Annotated in this window: 16 protein-coding genes; 9 read left to right on the top strand and 7 right to left on the bottom strand. The window is 69.8% G+C overall.

Annotation, left to right across the window (positions count from 1 at the left end):
- The first annotated feature begins 21 nt into the window (after positions 1–21).
- Entirely contained in the window at positions 22–261 is a 240-nt protein-coding gene (locus tag E3T19_RS16405) for a DUF3073 domain-containing protein (protein WP_088457376.1), read from the top strand.
- A gap of 155 nt (positions 262–416) precedes the next feature.
- Here the strand turns inward: E3T19_RS16405 and purM are convergent, their stop codons facing one another.
- Genes purM through E3T19_RS16390 form a run of 3 tightly spaced genes read right to left on the bottom strand, consistent with a single transcriptional unit; the run spans position 417 to position 3,586 of the window.
- The gene (gene purM / locus E3T19_RS16400) at positions 417–1,520 is read right to left on the bottom strand and encodes a phosphoribosylformylglycinamidine cyclo-ligase (RefSeq protein ID WP_088457377.1); all 1,104 of its coding nucleotides are present in this window, start codon (positions 1,518–1,520) and stop codon (positions 417–419) included.
- The gene (gene purF / locus E3T19_RS16395; RefSeq protein ID WP_088457378.1) at positions 1,517–3,109 is read right to left on the bottom strand and encodes an amidophosphoribosyltransferase; all 1,593 of its coding nucleotides are present in this window, start codon (positions 3,107–3,109) and stop codon (positions 1,517–1,519) included. Before purF ends, purM begins: the two co-directional genes overlap by 4 nt.
- A 15-nt stretch (positions 3,110–3,124) precedes the next feature.
- Entirely contained in the window at positions 3,125–3,586 is a 462-nt protein-coding gene (locus E3T19_RS16390; protein ID WP_103459377.1) for a hypothetical protein, read from the bottom strand.
- Positions 3,587–3,625: 39 nt separating this feature from the next.
- Between E3T19_RS16390 and E3T19_RS16385 the strand changes: the two genes are divergently transcribed.
- Positions 3,626–4,573 carry a ribokinase gene (locus E3T19_RS16385; protein ID WP_240632276.1) on the top strand — a complete coding sequence of 316 codons (948 nt, stop codon included), beginning with the start codon at positions 3,626–3,628 and terminating at the stop codon, positions 4,571–4,573.
- A gap of 96 nt (positions 4,574–4,669) precedes the next feature.
- Here E3T19_RS16385 and E3T19_RS16380 read toward each other — a convergent pair whose 3' ends face one another.
- The gene (locus E3T19_RS16380) at positions 4,670–5,032 is read right to left on the bottom strand and encodes a sterol carrier family protein (RefSeq protein ID WP_103459378.1); all 363 of its coding nucleotides are present in this window, start codon (positions 5,030–5,032) and stop codon (positions 4,670–4,672) included.
- Between the two features lie 88 nt (positions 5,033–5,120).
- On the opposite strand from E3T19_RS16380, the gene purD reads away from it, so the two are divergent.
- Both purD and E3T19_RS16370 read left to right on the top strand, forming a co-directional pair.
- Complete coding sequence (purD, locus tag E3T19_RS16375) at positions 5,121–6,389, top strand: phosphoribosylamine--glycine ligase (RefSeq protein ID WP_134409367.1); 1,269 nt, start codon at positions 5,121–5,123, stop codon at positions 6,387–6,389.
- A complete protein-coding gene (locus E3T19_RS16370) occupies positions 6,389–7,288 on the top strand; it encodes a phosphoribosylaminoimidazolesuccinocarboxamide synthase (protein ID WP_088457382.1) in 900 nt (299 codons plus the stop codon). Before purD ends, E3T19_RS16370 begins: the two co-directional genes overlap by 1 nt.
- A gap of 144 nt (positions 7,289–7,432) precedes the next feature.
- On the opposite strand, the gene E3T19_RS16365 is transcribed toward E3T19_RS16370, so the two are convergent.
- Positions 7,433–8,134 carry a TetR/AcrR family transcriptional regulator gene (locus tag E3T19_RS16365; RefSeq protein WP_088457383.1) on the bottom strand — a complete coding sequence of 234 codons (702 nt, stop codon included), beginning with the start codon at positions 8,132–8,134 and terminating at the stop codon, positions 7,433–7,435.
- A gap of 525 nt (positions 8,135–8,659) precedes the next feature.
- Between E3T19_RS16365 and E3T19_RS16355 the strand changes: the two genes are divergently transcribed.
- Genes E3T19_RS16355 through purQ form a run of 3 tightly spaced genes read left to right on the top strand, consistent with a single transcriptional unit; the run spans position 8,660 to position 10,983 of the window.
- Positions 8,660–9,976, top strand: a complete 1,317-nt coding sequence (locus E3T19_RS16355; RefSeq protein WP_134409366.1) for a kynureninase — start codon at positions 8,660–8,662, stop codon at positions 9,974–9,976.
- A gap of 39 nt (positions 9,977–10,015) precedes the next feature.
- Positions 10,016–10,285 (top strand): phosphoribosylformylglycinamidine synthase subunit PurS, encoded by a 270-nt coding sequence (gene purS, locus E3T19_RS16350; protein ID WP_088457385.1) that lies wholly within the window; start codon positions 10,016–10,018, stop codon positions 10,283–10,285.
- Positions 10,285–10,983: a phosphoribosylformylglycinamidine synthase subunit PurQ gene (purQ, locus tag E3T19_RS16345; protein WP_088457386.1), complete on the top strand. Its 699-nt coding sequence runs from the start codon at positions 10,285–10,287 to the stop codon at positions 10,981–10,983. Before purS ends, purQ begins: the two co-directional genes overlap by 1 nt.
- 99 nt (positions 10,984–11,082) lie before the next feature.
- Here the strand turns inward: purQ and mgrA are convergent, their stop codons facing one another.
- A complete protein-coding gene (gene mgrA / locus E3T19_RS16340; protein WP_088457388.1) occupies positions 11,083–12,108 on the bottom strand; it encodes an L-glyceraldehyde 3-phosphate reductase in 1,026 nt (341 codons plus the stop codon).
- A gap of 119 nt (positions 12,109–12,227) precedes the next feature.
- Between mgrA and E3T19_RS16335 the strand changes: the two genes are divergently transcribed.
- Entirely contained in the window at positions 12,228–12,698 is a 471-nt protein-coding gene (locus E3T19_RS16335) for a DUF3817 domain-containing protein (protein WP_088457389.1), read from the top strand.
- A gap of 31 nt (positions 12,699–12,729) precedes the next feature.
- Here the strand turns inward: E3T19_RS16335 and E3T19_RS16330 are convergent, their stop codons facing one another.
- The gene (locus E3T19_RS16330) at positions 12,730–13,032 is read right to left on the bottom strand and encodes a putative quinol monooxygenase (RefSeq protein ID WP_088457390.1); all 303 of its coding nucleotides are present in this window, start codon (positions 13,030–13,032) and stop codon (positions 12,730–12,732) included.
- Positions 13,033–13,199: 167 nt separating this feature from the next.
- Between E3T19_RS16330 and purL the strand changes: the two genes are divergently transcribed.
- Positions 13,200–15,506, top strand: coding sequence for a phosphoribosylformylglycinamidine synthase subunit PurL (gene purL, locus E3T19_RS16325; RefSeq protein ID WP_088457391.1), 2,307 nt, complete (start codon positions 13,200–13,202; stop codon positions 15,504–15,506).
- Positions 15,507–15,653: the final 147 nt, after the last annotated feature.

Here is a 15,653-nt window from a genome sequence, read left to right as displayed (position 1 = left end):
GGCATCGTTAGGGGGTCACGCATGGGGCGCGGCCGTCAAAAAGCAAAGCACACCAAGGTTGCCCGCGAGCTGAAGTACTTCAGCCCGGACACCAACTACAACGCGCTCGAACGCGAGCTCACCGGGCATCCGGTGACCGACCCGCGGCTCGACGAGGACCTGGCCAAGTGGCCGGAGTACGAAGCGAACAAGACGACGTCGGACGAGTCGGACGACTATGTCGACCACTACGACACCGAAGACGAGAAGAAGCGCGCCTAGCCCGTTTCTCGATCAGCCGCGCACGTTCTCGTGCGCGGCTGTCGTGTTGGCGCGCCCGTCGACCGCTTCCCGGGCAACTCTCAGCGTCGGTTCCGCCCCCAGGCAGTTGCCTCGGGGCGGTCCGTTGTCGCGCCCGGCGGCCGGGTGAGACGGGGTCAGGCGGCGTAGCCGCCGACCAGGCGAACGGCCCCGCCGTTGACGCCCTTGGCTCCCTGCTCGAAGCCGGTGAGGTCGTGCGGCGCCATCGAGACTCGGCCGGCGACCCAGGACGGGATGCCTTCGTTTTGCAGGCGGGCGATCACGGATGACGCGGCGTGTGCCGCGACGACGGCGAACATGCCCACGCCGAGGTTCCAGGTGCCTTCTGCGCTCTCCAGCGTGGAGCCGGCCATGTCGCCGAGCACCCTGAAGACCGCAGGAGGTGACCAGGTGGACCTGTCGACCTCGACCCAGCTGCCCACGGGCAGCACCCGGGCCAGGTTGGCGGCGATGCCGCCACCGGTGACGTGGCTGAGCGAGTGCACAACGCCGGCCAGTTCGGGGTCGGAAAGCACGCTGAGCAGCGGGCCGGTGTAGAGCCGGGTGGGCTCGAGCAGCGCCTCACCGACGACCCCGCCGAGCTCGGCGGAGGTGTCGGTGTAGCCGATGCCGCGCTGGGCGAGGATGTGCCGCACCAGGGAGAAACCGTTGGAGTGCAGACCGGAGGAGGCCATCGCGATGACGACGTCGCCCGACTGCACGCGCTCGGCGCCGAGAACCTGGTCGGCCTCGACGACACCCGTCGCGGCTCCCGCCACGTCGTAGTCGTCGGGTCCGAGCAGGCCCGGGTGTTCGGCGGTCTCCCCGCCGACGAGGGCGGTGCCGGTGGCGGCGCAGGCCCTGGCGATGCCCTCGACGATGGACGCGATGCGCTCGGGGACGACCTTGCCGCAGGCGATGTAGTCGGTCATGAACAGGGGGCGTGCGCCGACGACGATGATGTCGTCGACGACCATGCCCACCAGGTCCTGGCCGATGGTGTCGTGCTTGTCGAGCGCCTGGGCGATGGCGACCTTGGTGCCGACGCCATCCGTCGAGGTGGCCAGCAGCGGGCGCGTGAAGCCGGTGAGGAACGACACGTCGTAGAGACCGGCGAAACCGCCGAAGCCGCCGAGCACCTCTGGACCGTGGGTGGCCGAGACGGCGGTTTTCATCAGGGACACCGCGAGGTCACCCGCATGGGTGTCGACTCCGGCGGCGGCGTAGCTTGCGTTGCTCATTCTGGTCTTCCGGGATCGCCGAACGGGACCTGACCGTGTTCGATGAGCACGGTGGCTCGCTCCGGGTCAGGGGTGAGCACGCTCTCGAACTCGGCGTCGGGACCTGGATCGCATCCGTCGGAGGTGGAGAAGTCGCGCTCGAGGAGGTTCTTGCCCAGGTGCTGGGTCTCGGGCAGCTTGATCGGGTACACGCCGGTGAAGCAGGCTGTGCACAGGCTCTCTCGCGGCTGCTCGGTGGCGGCGATCATGCCGTCCTCCGAGAGGTAGCCGAGCGAGTCGGCGCCGATGGCCTGCCGCACCTCATCGACGCCGAGGCCGGTGGCGATGAGTTCCGCACGGGAGGCGAAGTCGATGCCGTAGAAGCACGGCCAGGTGATCGGCGGGCTGGAGATGCGCACGTGCACCTCGGCGGCGCCGGCCTCGCGGAGCATGCTGACCAGGGCGCGCTGGGTGTTGCCGCGCACGATGGAGTCGTCGACGACGATCAACCGCTTGCCCTTGATCACGGCCTTGAGCGGGTTGAGCTTGAGCTTGATGCCGCGCTGGCGGATGGTTTCCGACGGCTGGATGAAGGTGCGCCCCACGTAGGTGTTCTTGACCAGGCCCTGGCCGAACGGTATGCCGGATGCCTGGGCGTAGCCGATTGCCGCGGGGGTGCCGGACTCGGGGGTGGGGATGACGAGGTCGGCTTCGACGGGATACTCGGCGGCGAGCTGGCGGCCCATCTCGACGCGGGCTTCGTGCACGCCGCGGCCGGCGATGGTGGTGTCGGGCCGGGCGAGGTAGACGTACTCGAACACGCATCCGGCGCGCTTGACCTGGGCGAATCGCTGGCTGCGCAGGCCGTCCTCGTCGATGGTGATCAGCTCTCCGGGTTCGACCTCCCGCACGAAGCTGGCGCCGACGATGTCGAGGGCGGCGGTTTCGGAGGCGACGACCCAGCCGCGCTCGAGCCGGCCGAGCACCAGCGGGCGCACGCCCTGCGGGTCGCGGGCGGCGTAGAGGGTGGTTTCGTCCATGAAGACCAGGCAGAAGGCGCCGCGCAGGCGCGGGAGCACCTCCATGGCGGTGGTTTCGAGGGTGTGGTCGAGGTCGCCGGTGAGCAGGGCGGTGATCACCGCCGTGTCGGTGGTGTTGCCGCGGGCCAGTTCGCCGTCAACCTTGGGGTAGCGCTCGCGCACCAGCTCGAGGAGCTCGGCGGTGTTGGTGAGGTTGCCGTTGTGGCCGAGCGCGACGGTGCCGGCTGCGGTGCGGCCGAGGGTGGGCTGGGCGTTCTGCCAGCTCGACGACCCGGTCGTGGAGTAGCGGGTGTGCCCCACCGCGAGATGGCCGAGCAGGGTGCTGAGCGAGGCCTCGTTGAAGACCTGGGAGACCAGGCCCATGTCCTTGTAGATGAGGATCTTCGAGCCGTCGCTGGTCGCGATACCCGCCGATTCCTGGCCGCGGTGCTGCAGGGCGTACAGGCCGAAGTAGCTGAGCTTGGCTACCTCTTCGCCCGGAGCCCAGACGCCGAAGACTCCACAGGCATCCTGCGGACCCTTCTCGCCAGGAAGAAGATCATGATTCAGTCGTCCGTCGCCACCGGGCAAGCCGCAGCCCCTTTACTAGGAATTCTCGTTGGAAGGTTGGGGGTCGGATCCAGGATCCGCATTCTCGAAGGCGCGTGTTGAGTTCGCGTCAAGTCTATCGACGACGACCGTGGTTGAGGAGCGACCGACGATTCGATCGAGCACCATGGCGACGAGGCAGCTGACCGCGACACCGATCGCGACGCCGCCCAGCAGCAGGAATCCGAAGACCTGGGCCGGATCGAAGTCGGCGTTCCGCGGATAGATCACGGTGAGCAGCAGGGCCAGGAGGGCGCCGACGACGGCGCCGACGATCATGAAGCTGGTGTACCTGGGCGACCGACGCACAACGAGAGTGTCCTCCGACACGACGGTCTCGGTGGGTTCGACGGGTACCGGGGTTCCGGCGACGACGGCAGGGCCGGGCCGGATCGCGGCTGGCTGAACGCTGCCGGGCTGTCGCGTCTCGGCGTCGTCGTGCTGATCTGCGGAGCTCACGCTTCTATTGTCGCACGCGGCATCCGTCAGACTGGGCCGGTGAACGATTTCAGCAGGACCAACCGGATCGCCGTGCTCGGCAGCGCCAACATGGACCTCGTGGTGCGCCAGCCCCGCCTACCGAAGCCCGGCGAGACGATGTTCGGCACCGGCTTCAGCACCGTGCCCGGCGGCAAGGGCCTGAACCAGGCCGTGGCCGCGGCCCGGCAGGGCGGCGACATCGATTTCATCGGCGCCATCGGCGCGGACGGCTACGGCCGCGAGCTGCGGGACCTCGTGGCCGGCGAGGGCATCGGTGCGGTCGGCCTGGCCGAGGTATCGGCGCCGACGGGCACCGCGCACATCTCTGTCGTGGACTCCGGCGAGAACTCGATCGTCGTGGTGTCCGGCGCCAACGCCACGGTGACCGCGCTGACCGCGGAGCAGGAATCGACGATTCAGCGGGCCTCGTTCTTGGTGATGCAGTGCGAACTTCCGGTGGCGGCGCTGGCGGCGGCCATCACGATCGCCCGGGCGAACGGCGTCTTCACGGTGCTCACCCCCGCGCCCGTCGTTGAGTTGCCGGCGGGTTTCCTGGCGTCGGTGGACCTGGTCGTGCCCAACCAGATCGAGGCCGCCGAACTCACCGGTGAGAGCGATCCGGCCCGCGCCGCCGAGGTGCTCAGTAACGCCCGCACCTGGGCGATCGTGACCCTCGGCGCCGAAGGATGCATCGTCGCCTACGACGGCACGGTGTTGGGGCTGGCACCCGCCCGACCGGTCACGGCCGTGGACACGACCGCCGCGGGCGACACCTTCGTGGGCGCGCTGGTGGCGCGACTGGCTGCGGTGCAGTCGCCCGGCGCCGTGTCCGCCGCCGGCATCACCGAGGAGCGGATGATCGACGCCGTGCGCTGGGCCACCGTGGCGTCGTCGATCTCGGTGACCAGGCACGGCGCCACCAGCTCGATGCCGTCGCGGGCCGAGGTCAGCGCCGTCCTGGCCTGAGCCGCGCACCGCAACTGTTGCCGATCCGGACCTCTGCGCCCGGTGCACCGGACGCAGGTGTCCGCACGGGGAACAGAACCGGGGCACAGGGTGCGGCTAGGGGTACAGCGGCAGCTCCGCGCTGAGGTCGGCGCGCTGCCCGGAGGCGTGGATGCGGCCGGAGGCGAGACCGTCGCTCCAGGCCAGGGTGCCGGTGGCCAGGCCGAGCCAGGTGGCGACATCCGTTTCGACGACGTTGGGCGGGGTGCCGCGGGTGTGCCGGGGGCCGGCGATGCACTGGGTGGCGCCGAACGGGGGAACCCGCACCTCGACGGTGTTGCCCTCGGCCTGCTCGGCGAGGAGTTGCAGGGTGTACCGCACGGCGAGCGCTCGGGTGTCGCGGGTCGCGCCCGCTTCGTCGGCCAGGTACGCCTTCACGGCGGTTCTGCCCAACCCGTCATCGATCCTCGCGCGTGCCATGCTCCCAGTCTGCCGCCTCCTGACGGTTCTGTGACGCCCCGCAGGCGCTCGGGTGCGCACGACCGTGTTCGCCGGGTAGCCTGATCCGGTGAGAATATTGGTCCTCGGTTCCGGTGCCCGCGAGCACGCCATCGTCACTGCCCTCCTGCGTGAGGAGCCGCGACCCCACGTGATCGCCGCCCCCGGCAACGCCGGCATCGCCGCCGACGTACCCGTGGTCGATCTTGATCCCACCGACTCAGACGTGGTGACGAACTTCGCGCAGGAACACAACATCGACCTCGTCGTGGTGGGGCCCGAGGCACCGCTGGTGGCCGGCGTCGCCGACGCCCTGCGCACCCGCGGTATCCCCGTGTTCGGCCCGGGCCAGGCCGCCGCCGCCCTCGAGGGCAGCAAGACCTTCGCCAAGCGCATCATGGACGAGGCCGGCGTGCCCACCGGCCGCGCCGTGCGCGCGGGCAACCTCGCCGAGGCGCAGGGCGCCCTCGACGAGTACGGCGCTCCCTACGTGGTGAAGGCCGACGGCCTGGCCGCCGGCAAGGGTGTGCTCGTCACCACCGACCGTGATGACGCCCTCGCCCACGCGGTGCGTTGGTTGCAGCACGGCGCCGTGCTCGTCGAAGAGTTCCTCTCCGGCCAGGAGGTGTCCCTCTTCTTCCTCAGCGACGGCCACACCGTGCTGCCGCTCTCCCCCGCCCAGGACTACAAGCGCCTCGCCGACAATGACGAGGGCCCCAACACCGGCGGCATGGGCGCCTACTCGCCTCTGCCCTGGCTCGATGCCGGCTTCGGCAGCGAGACCGCTTTCGTCGACGAGGTCATCAAGACGATCGCGCTGCCCACCGTGCGCCGGCTCGCCGCCGAGGACACCCCGTTCATCGGGCTGCTCTACTGCGGGCTGATTCTCACGGATGCCGGCATCCGGGTAATCGAATTCAACGCACGCTTCGGCGACCCGGAGACCCAGGTGGTGCTGCCGCGCCTGGTGACGCCGCTGTCCGGCCTGCTGCTGGCCGCCTCGACCGGAGAACTGGCCGGGCTGCCCCGCCCGGAGTTCTCCACCGACGCCGCCGTGACCGTGGTGATCGCCAGCGAGAACTACCCGGAGACCCCCGTGACCGGACGCGTGATCACCGGGCTGGCCGAGGCCGCGACCGTGACCGGTGTGAGCATCGCGCACGCCGCGACCGCCCTGGCCGGTTCGGCGATGGTCGCCACCGGCGGCCGGGTGCTCAGCGTCGTGGCCGTTGGCGCCGACTTCACCGAGGCCCGCGCGCGCGCCTACGAGGCCGTCGGGTTGATCGGGCTCGAGGGTTCTCAGCACCGCGGAGACATCGCCGCCAAGGTCGCGAACTAATGGCCGCTCTGGCCCTGGCGGGCTGGCAGCACGTCTACTCGGGCAAGGTGCGCGACCTGTACGTACCGGACGGTGCGACCGGCCTGGCCGACGCCGACCGGGTCCTCGTCGTGGCCAGCGACCGGGTGAGCGCGTTTGACCACGTCCTCGAACCGGGCATCCCCGGCAAGGGCGAACTGCTCACCACCCTGAGCCTGTGGTGGTTCGACCAGCTCGACGGTGTGCCCAACCACCTCGTACCCGACCACCGGGTTGATGCGTCGAGCCTGATCCCCGCCGCCGTCGCCGGCCGGGCGATGCTCTGCAAGACCCTGGACATGTACCCGATCGAGTGCGTCGTGCGCGGCTACCTCACCGGCTCCGGCTGGCTCGAGTACGTCGCCAGCCAGACTGTCTGCGGCATCCCGCTGCCCGACGGCCTGCAGAACGGCGACAGGCTGCCCGAACCGATCTATACGCCGGCGTGGAAGGCCCCGATGGGCGAGCACGACGAGAACATCTCGTTCGAGCGCACCGTGGAACTCGTGGGCGCCGACGTGGCCGCGGCGCTGCGGGACGCATCGCTGGAGATCTTCAACCGGGCCTCCGTGATCGCGGAAACCGCCGGCGTGATCCTGGCCGACACCAAGTTCGAGTTCGGCGCCGACCGCGCCACCGGTCTGCTGACTCTCGGCGACGAGGTGCTCACCAGCGACTCCAGCCGGTACTGGGATGCGGCGCGATGGCTGGACGGTGCCACCCCCAGTGAGCGCATGGCCAGCTTCGACAAGCAGATCGTGCGCGACTGGTTGGCCGCGAACTGGGACCAGACCGGCACCCCGCCGGAGCTGCCCGCCGAGATCGTGGCGCAGACCGCGGCCCGGTACCGGGAGCTGCTCGGGCTGCTGACCGCCGCGTAGCGGGGACCTCGCAGCACTCCGTCGATCCGGCGGCACGGGTTGTCTGCGGCGGCACGGGTTGAGACACGGGCCGCGGGGCACTACACCTGCCGCGGGCACCAACACGTGCCACAAGTGGGCATGGGCCCGACCGGGGCGGGTGGATCAGGTAGCGGAGCGGGAGCCTCGGGCGGCGCGTTTGGCGCGGCGGGTGAGGCCGTGCACCGTGGCCTGGAACTCCTTGACGCTCAGCGGTCGCCCGGGCAGCTTGGGTCGGGGCTTCTCCGGCATCCGCAGCCCGTCGAGAACGAGGGAGAGCTGCCGGCGCCACTGGCCGGTGTAACCACCGCCGAGGGTGCCCAGCGACCCGATCATGGTGACGAGCACGGCCAGGTCCATCGAGTCGACATCCGGGCGCAACTCGCCGTCTTTCTTGGCCTGCAGCACGAGGGCGGCGATGAAGCTCTCGAGCTCAACAGAAGGCCGGGCCGTGGGATCGATGGTCGCCATCCGCTTGAGGATCGGCGGCAGCGACGGGTCGGCCACCAGCCATTCGGCGAGGCGCTCGGTGTAGAGCACCACACCCGCCCAGGCCGACGGTGCCGCCTCGATCTCACCGCGCACGGCGAACAGTTCGGCGAGGGCGATGTCGTACAGGGCCCTGACCAGGTCGTCGCGGGTGGGAAAGTTGCGGTAGAGGGTGGCAACGCCCACATCGGCGCGGCGGGCGATCTCTTCGAGCGAGGCGTCGACGCCGTGCTCGGCGATCATGCTGCGGGCTTCGTCGATGAGACGTTCCCGGTTCTGCCGGGCGTCGCGGCGCCGCGGTTGGGACGCGTCCTGCGGGGGCCGGGCAGAGGTAGTCATGGGGTCGATTCTAGATCCCCTTCCTGCGAGGTCGCGGAGGGAAGCCTCCCCGCAACCCGGGCCGGCGGGGCGGCGCCCAGCGGCCTGGCGGGTCCGCCCGCCCGGCTGCACCCAGTACTGGGGTACCGGGCGCCCGCCACGAACTGTGGACCGTGGGCCGATGTGGTGCGCGCGCCGGGCTCCTAGCGTGATTGGTATGCGAAAGAACACACATGGTTGAGGCACGCACGCTCACGCAACGCTAGGGCGAACGAACCACCGTCGATGGGATCGACGAATCGACGGTCAAGGCGCACGTGGGGCGGGTGTTGTTCAAGCAGGGCCTCCGCGATCGGGTCGAGGCCGTGATCCTCGCCTACAGACTCGGAATCGTGGGCCGCTGAACACCCCGGTCGGTATGACACCGCCGGTCGCCCCCACGATGCCGACCTCGCGGGTTACCGTTAGTCGCGGGAACCGGCCGAAGTCACCCCGCCGCATCGCCGCCCGCGCGCTCCCCCGGCCCGACCTCGAGGACCTCAGAACATGACCCAGCACGACAGCACCGTCGCCGAGGGCCTCGACGCCCACCTCGCGTTCGCCCGGCGGATGGACCGCATCGACGGGCTCGGCCACTACCGCCGCCGGTTCGTGGGCCTGGACGACACCGCCGCGGCCGGCCCCGACGCCCCGTCGATCGTCTACCTCGACGGCAATTCCCTGGGCCGCCCCACCATCGCCAGCGTGGCGCGCATCACCGAGTTCCTCGGCACCGCCTGGGGAACCCGGCTGATCCGCGGCTGGGACGACGAGTGGATGGCACTGCCGCTGACCATCGGCGACGCGCTCGGCACGGCCGCCCTCGGCGCCGGCCCCGGCCAGGTGTACATCGGCGACTCCACCACCGTGACCCTCTACAAGCTCGCCCGGGCCGCCGTCGACTCGCTGCCGCAGCGCAGCGAGATCGTGCTCGACACCGACAACTTCCCCACCGACCGGTACGTGCTCGCCGGCATCGCCGCGGAGCGCGGCCTCACCCTGCGCTGGATCGAGTCGAGCAGCACCGGCGGGGTCACCGTGGACCAGGTGCGCGCCGTGGTGAGCCCGCAGACCGCGCTCGTGGTGCTCAGCCACGTGGCCTACCGCTCCGGCTACCTCGCCGACGTGCCCGCGATCACCGCCGCCGTGCACGAGGCCGGCGCCCTGGTGCTCTGGGACCTCTGCCACTCGGCCGGCTCCGTGCCGGTGAATCTCGACCTCGACGGCGTCGACCTGGCCGTGGGCTGCAGCTACAAGTACCTCAACGGCGGACCCGGCGCCCCCGCGTTCGGCTATGTGCGTGCCGAGCTGCAACCGGACCTGACCCAGCCGATCCAGGGCTGGATGGGCGCCGCCGACGTGTTCGCGATGGGGCCGGAGTACGTGCCGGCCGCAGGCATCCGCCGCTTCATGAGCGGCACGCCCGCGATCGTGGGCATGCTCGCCATGCAGGACACCATCGCCATGATCGACGAGGTGGGCATCGACGAGGTGCGCGCCAAGTCGGTGGCACTGACCGAGTTCGCGCTGGACCTGGTGGATGCCTGGCTGGTGCCGATGGGCGTCACCGTGGCGTCCCCACGCGAGCACACCCACCGCGGCGGCCACATCACCGTGGACCATCCCGCCATGCGCCAGGTCACTCGGATCCTTTGGGAGCACGACGTGATCCCGGACTTCCGCGCGCCGGAGGGCCTGCGGATCGGGCTGTCGCCGCTGAGCACCAGCTTCGTGGAGACCTATGACGGCGTCGCGGCCGTGCGTGACGTGCTGCGCGGTATCCTGCTCGGCCAGGCCGGACTCGGCTCCCCTTCGGGCCTGTAGAATCGACGCATCCGCCCCCGACGTTTTACGGAGTGAGCCATGCCAACCATCGTCGTAGAAGTTATGCCCAAGGCAGAACTGCTCGATCCCCAGGGCAAGGCCGTCGCCGGCGCCCTCCGCCGCCTCGGCAAGACCGAGTTCACCGGCGTGCGCGTCGGCAAGCGGTTCGAACTCACCGTGGAGGGCCCCGCGGACGCCGCGCTGCTCGCCGAGGTGCAGGAACTCGCCGACACCGTGCTGTCCAACTCCGTGATCGAGGACGTCACCAGCATCTTCGTGCTCGAGGTCGCCGCCGGGGAAACGCACTGATGCGCATCGGCGTCGTCACCTTCCCGGGCTCGCTCGACGACCGCGACGCCCAGCGCGCCATCCGCCTGGCCGGCGCGACGCCGGTGGCCCTGTGGCACGGCGAGCACGACCTGCACGGCGTGGACGCCCTCGTGCTGCCCGGTGGGTTCAGCTACGGCGACTACCTGCGCTGCGGTGCGATCGCCAGCCTGTCGCCGATCATGGCCGAGGTCATCGACGCCGCGAACAAGGGGATGCCCGTGCTCGGCATCTGCAACGGCTTCCAGATGCTCACCGAGGCGCACCTGCTCGAGGGCGGGCTGATCCGCAATGAGGCCGGCGCGTTCATCTGCCGCGACCAGCGCCTGCGCATCGAGAACACCGACACCGCCTGGACCAACGGCTTCACCGCCGACCAGGAGATCACCATCCCGCTGAAGAACGGCGAGGGCGGCTTCATCGCCTCCGCCGACACCCTGGCCCGCCTCGAGGGCGAGGGCCGCGTGATCGCCCGCTACCTCGACGTGAACCCGAACGGCTCGCTCAACGAGATCGCCGGCATCAGCAATGCCCGCGGCAACGTCGTTGGCCTGATGCCGCACCCCGAGCATGCCGTGGAGCCCGGCTTCGGCCCCGACACCGCTGCCGCGATGCGCAGCGGCGTGGACGGGCTCGCGTTCTTCACCTCGGTGATCGAGCGTTCGCTGGTCAACGCGTAGTTTTCTCGGGGCCGAGTTGCCCTGTTTCGGACGAGTTGCCCCGGTGCGCCGGGGCAATTCGTCCGTTAAGGGGCAACTCGGTGGAGTAGACGGCGCTGACTAGACGGCGCTGGACGGCTCCCAGAGGTTGATGCCCAGGTCCACGGCATGTGCGTCGATCGCGGCGATCTCCTCGTCGGTGAAGACGAGGTTGTCGATCGCCGCGACGTTGGTCTCCAGCTGCGTGACCGAGGAGGCCCCCACGAGGGCCGAGGTGACGGTCTGGCGCCTGAGTACCCACGACAGCGCGAGCTGCGCGAGCGACTGGCCACGCGCATCCGCGATCTCGGTCAGGGCACGGATACGCCCCACCGTGGCATCGTTCACCATGTCGCGGCTCATCGAACCGGCCTGCGACGCGCGGGAGCCCTCCGGCACCCCGTTCAGGTAACGGTCGGTGAGCAGCCCCTGGGCCAGCGGGGAGAAGGCGATGCAGCCGACGCCGAGGTCGTCGAGGGTGTCGAGCAGGCCGTCTTCGACCCAGCGGTTGAACATCGAGTAGGACGGCTGGTGGATCAGCAGCGGCGTGCCGAGGTCGGCGAGGATCTCGGCGGCCTGCCGGGTGCGCTCGGGCGAGTACGAGGAGATGCCGGCGTACAGCGCCCGGCCGCTCGTGACGGCCGTGTGCAGCGCGCCCATGGTCTCCTCGAGCGGGGTGTCCGGGTCGGCGCGGTGGGAGTAGAAGATGTCGACGTAGTCCAGGCCCATCCGGTTCAGCGACGCATCGAGGCTGGACAGCAGGTACTTGCGCGAGCCGAAGTCACCGTATGGTCCGGGCCACATGTCGTAGCCGGCCTTGGTGGAGATGACGGTCTCGTCGCGGTGGGCGGAGAAGTCCTCGGCGAAGATGCGACCGAAGTTCGTCTCGGCGCTGCCGTAGGGCGGGCCGTAGTTGTTGGCCAGGTCGAAGTGGGTGATGCCGAGGTCGAAGGCGCGGCGCAGGATGGCGCGTTGCGTCTCAACCGGGGCGCCATCGCCGAAGTTCTGCCACAGGCCCAGCGAGATTGCGGGCAGCTTGAGGCCGCTCTGCCCGGTGCGGCGGTAGGGCATGGAGTCGTAACGGGTGTCTGCGGGAAGGTACGTCATCTCCTCATGCTGACACAGTGGTCTGACCAAGGGTCAAACCTTCGACGGATGCTCCGCTCAGACGAAGATGACAGGCTGGGACCCTACCTGTCCACCTCTGTCTTACGGAGTCCCACCCCGTGTCACCCCGCCTGCTCTACCGCATCCTGTCCATCGCCGAGGCGATCACCTGGACCATCCTGATCACCGCGATGCTGCTCAAGTACGTCTTCACCCCCGGCGACTTCGGTGACGGCGCCGTGCGGGTGGGCGGCTTCGTGCACGGACTGGTGTTCCTGGCCTACGGGATCACGGCCGTGCTCGTGGGCGTGAACCAGCGCTGGCGGCCCCGGCTGATGTTGCTCGCCGTGGCCACCGCCGTGGTGCCGTACGCGACGATCCCGTTCGACCGCTGGCTCGAGCGCCGCGACCTGCTCGACGGCACCTGGCGCCGGGAGGCCACGGACGACCCCCGCGACCACACCCTGGTGAGCCGACTGCTGCGGTTGGGGCTGGCGCGACCGGTGCTGCTCGCATCCGTGCTCGTGGTGGGCCTGGTGGCCGTGTTCACCACCCTGCTCGTGATGGGCCCGCCCGGCGGCGGCGCCTAACCGCGCTCCCCCTCGCCGGCCGGCGCTGACGTCAGTCGCGCAGCGGCGACCCGACGACGTCGAAGCGGAAGCCGCCGAACGTGCCTGTGAGCAGCGGGCGGGCTGCGCCGATCGAGGCTTGCACCTCGGGCAGAGCCAGTGACGCCCGGTGTGCTGCCGCGTTCTCCCAGAGCTCCACGACGAACACTGAGTTCGGTTCGTCGTCGTTTACGCCGACCTCGTAGGAGAGGCACCCGGCCACAGCCAGGCTGTCGTTTCGGCGCACGAGATGCGCGACGAGCTCGTCGCGCTTGCCGGGAACTGTCTCAAGCGTGCCTACATTCGCGAATGTCATGGCTCGAGGGTAGCGCGCGTTGTCCGCAACCGCGGGCGCGGGCTGCCGGGCCCGGATCGCGCGGGGCCGGCAGCCAGGCTCGAGCGGGCTCGGATCCGGATCGAAGCACACCCCGCCCGGTAGACTAAGCGGGTCAAGCATCCGCTATCTCTGGGAGAACGCCACTCGTGACCGCTGTTTCCAATACATCCTCCCGCGGCGTCGCTGACACCGTGACCAACGCGATCAACACTCCGGAGAAGGAGCAGCCGTACGCTGCCCTCGGGCTGACGCCCGGCGAATACGCCGAGATCCGTACCATCCTGGGCCGCCGCCCGACGTCGGGTGAGCTCGCCATGTACTCCGTCATGTGGAGCGAGCACTGTTCATACAAGAGCTCGAAGAAGTACCTGCGCCAGTTCGGCGACAAGGTCTCCCCCGCCATGAAGAAGAACCTGATGGTGGGCATGGGCGAGAACGCCGGCGTTCTCGACGTCGGCGAGGGCTGGGCGGTCACCTTCAAGATCGAGTCACACAACCACCCGTCCTACATCGAGCCGTTCCAGGGCGCCGCGACCGGCGTCGGCGGCATCGTGCGCGACATCATCTCGATGGGCGCCCGCCCGGTCGCCGTGATGGACGCGCTCCGCTTCGGCGACATCAACGACCCCGACACCGCCCGTGTCGTGCACGGTGTGGTCTCCGGCATCAGCTTCTACGGCAACTGCCTGGGCCTGCCCAACATCGGCGGCGAGACCTGGTTCGACAAGGTCTATCAGGGCAACCCGCTGGTCAACGCGCTCTCCGTTGGCGTGCTGCGCCACGAGGACCTGCACCTGGCCAACGCCTCGGGCGCCGGCAACAAGGTGGTGCTCTTCGGAGCCCGCACCGGCGGCGATGGCATCGGCGGCGCCTCCATTCTGGCCTCGGACACCTTCAGCGAGGGCGGCCCGACCAAGCGCCCCGCCGTGCAGGTGGGCGACCCGTTCGCCGAGAAGGTGCTCATCGAGTGCTGCCTCGAGCTCTACCGCGAGAAGCTCGTCGAGGGCATCCAGGACCTGGGCGCCGCGGGAATCTCCTGCGCCACCAGCGAGCTGGCCTCCAACGGCGACGGCGGCATGTACATCCAGCTGGAGAAGGTGCTGCTGCGCGACCCTTCGCTCACGGCCGAAGAGATCCTGATGAGCGAGAGCCAGGAACGCATGATGGCCGTCGTCACGCCGGAGAAGCTCGCCGGCTTCCTCGCCGTGGTCGAGAAGTGGGACGTGGAGACCAGCGTGCTCGGCGAGGTCACCGACTCCGGCCGCCTGATCATCGACTTCCACGGTGAAGAGATCGTCAACGTCGACCCGCGCACCGTCGCCGTCGACGGCCCGGTCTACGACCGCCCGGTGGCCTACCCCACCTGGATCGACGCCCTGCAGGCCGACTCCGCCTCTGCGCTGCCGCGGGCGACGGATGCCGCGACACTGCAGGAGCAGTTCCTCGCGCTGCTCGGCTCGCCTAACCTGGCCGACCCGAGCTGGATCACCGACCAGTACGACCGGTACGTGATGGGCAACACCGCCCTGTCCTTCCCCGACGACGCCGGCATGATCCGCATCGACGAAGAGTCCGGCCTCGGCTTCGTCATCTCCACCGACGCCAACGGCCGTTACTGCCAGCTCGACCCGTACCGCGGCGCGCAGCTGGCCCTGGCCGAGGCGTACCGCAACGTGGCCGTCACCGGCGCGGTGCCGGTGGGCATCAGCGACTGCCTCAACTTCGGCTCGCCGGAGAACCCCGAGGTCATGTGGCAGTTCTCCCAGGCCGTTGAGGGCCTCGCGGATGGCTGCCTCGAGCTGGAGATCCCGGTCACCGGCGGCAACGTCTCGTTCTACAACCAGACCGGCGACCAGCCGATCCACCCGACCCCGGTCGTGGCCGTGCTCGGCGTGATCGACGACGTGGCCCGCCGGGTGCCCAGCGGCTGGCAGGACGACGGACACAACATCTACCTGCTCGGCATCACCCGCGAGGAGCTCGACGGCTCCGCGTGGAGTGCAGTGGTGCACGACCACCTCGGCGGCAGGCCGCCGGTGGTGGACCTCGGCCGTGAAGCCGACCTCGCCGGCCTGCTGCACGCCGCGTCGATCGAGGCCCTCATCGACAGCGCGCACGACCTTTCGACGGGTGGCCTCGCGCAGGCCCTCGCCGAGGCCGTGCTCCGCTTCGGTGTCGGCGCGCGGGTCTGGCTCGGCGACATCCTCGAGCGCGACGGCGTCGACGCATCCGTGGCCCTGTTCTCGGAGTCGACCGGCCGCGTACTGGTCTCGGTCCCGCGTGAGGACGACGTGAAGTTCATGGGTCTCTGCGAGGGCCGTGACTACCCGGTGCTGCGCATCGGCGTGACGGATGCCACCGCCCCGGTCCTGGAGATTCAGGACTACTTCACGGTGCCGCTGACCGAGCTGCAGTCCCGTCACCGCAGCACCCTGCCGAACGCGTTCGCGTAACCGCTGCGCCTCTCGCGAGCGGCAAGCTCCACGAAAGCGGGCGTGTGGCCGCCTCGGCGAGTTGAAGCAACCGATCGGCCGCTCTCGCGGGGAGCAACATCCGCGAAAGCGGGGTAAGGGTTGCTTCGGCACCGCTGAGGCGACCGA

Origin of the sequence: Cryobacterium sp. TMT4-31, assembly GCF_004403385.1 — a bacterium.
In the GTDB taxonomy this organism is placed as follows: Bacteria; Actinomycetota; Actinomycetes; order Actinomycetales; family Microbacteriaceae; genus Cryobacterium; species Cryobacterium zongtaii.
Note: the sequence above shows the minus strand (reverse complement) of the source record. Positions and strands in the feature narration are given on the sequence as shown.

Bases quoted from the DNA above. Each gene is read 5' to 3' on its own strand.
- E3T19_RS16370 (WP_088457382.1), top strand. From the start codon at position 6,389: ATGGCCGCTCTGGCCCTGGCGGGCTGGCAGCACGTCTACTCGGGCAAG.
- E3T19_RS16380 (WP_103459378.1), bottom strand. From the start codon at position 5,032: ATGGCACGCGCGAGGATCGATGACGGGTTGGGCAGAACCGCCGTGAAG.
- purS (WP_088457385.1), top strand. From the start codon at position 10,016: ATGCCAACCATCGTCGTAGAAGTTATGCCCAAGGCAGAACTGCTCGAT.
- purM (WP_088457377.1), bottom strand. From the start codon at position 1,520: ATGAGCAACGCAAGCTACGCCGCCGCCGGAGTCGACACCCATGCGGGT.
- purQ (WP_088457386.1), top strand. From the start codon at position 10,285: ATGCGCATCGGCGTCGTCACCTTCCCGGGCTCGCTCGACGACCGCGAC.
- E3T19_RS16365 (WP_088457383.1), bottom strand. From the start codon at position 8,134: ATGACTACCTCTGCCCGGCCCCCGCAGGACGCGTCCCAACCGCGGCGC.
- E3T19_RS16330 (WP_088457390.1), bottom strand. From the start codon at position 13,032: ATGACATTCGCGAATGTAGGCACGCTTGAGACAGTTCCCGGCAAGCGC.
- E3T19_RS16355 (WP_134409366.1), top strand. From the start codon at position 8,660: ATGACCCAGCACGACAGCACCGTCGCCGAGGGCCTCGACGCCCACCTC.
- mgrA (WP_088457388.1), bottom strand. From the start codon at position 12,108: ATGACGTACCTTCCCGCAGACACCCGTTACGACTCCATGCCCTACCGC.
- E3T19_RS16405 (WP_088457376.1), top strand. From the start codon at position 22: ATGGGGCGCGGCCGTCAAAAAGCAAAGCACACCAAGGTTGCCCGCGAG.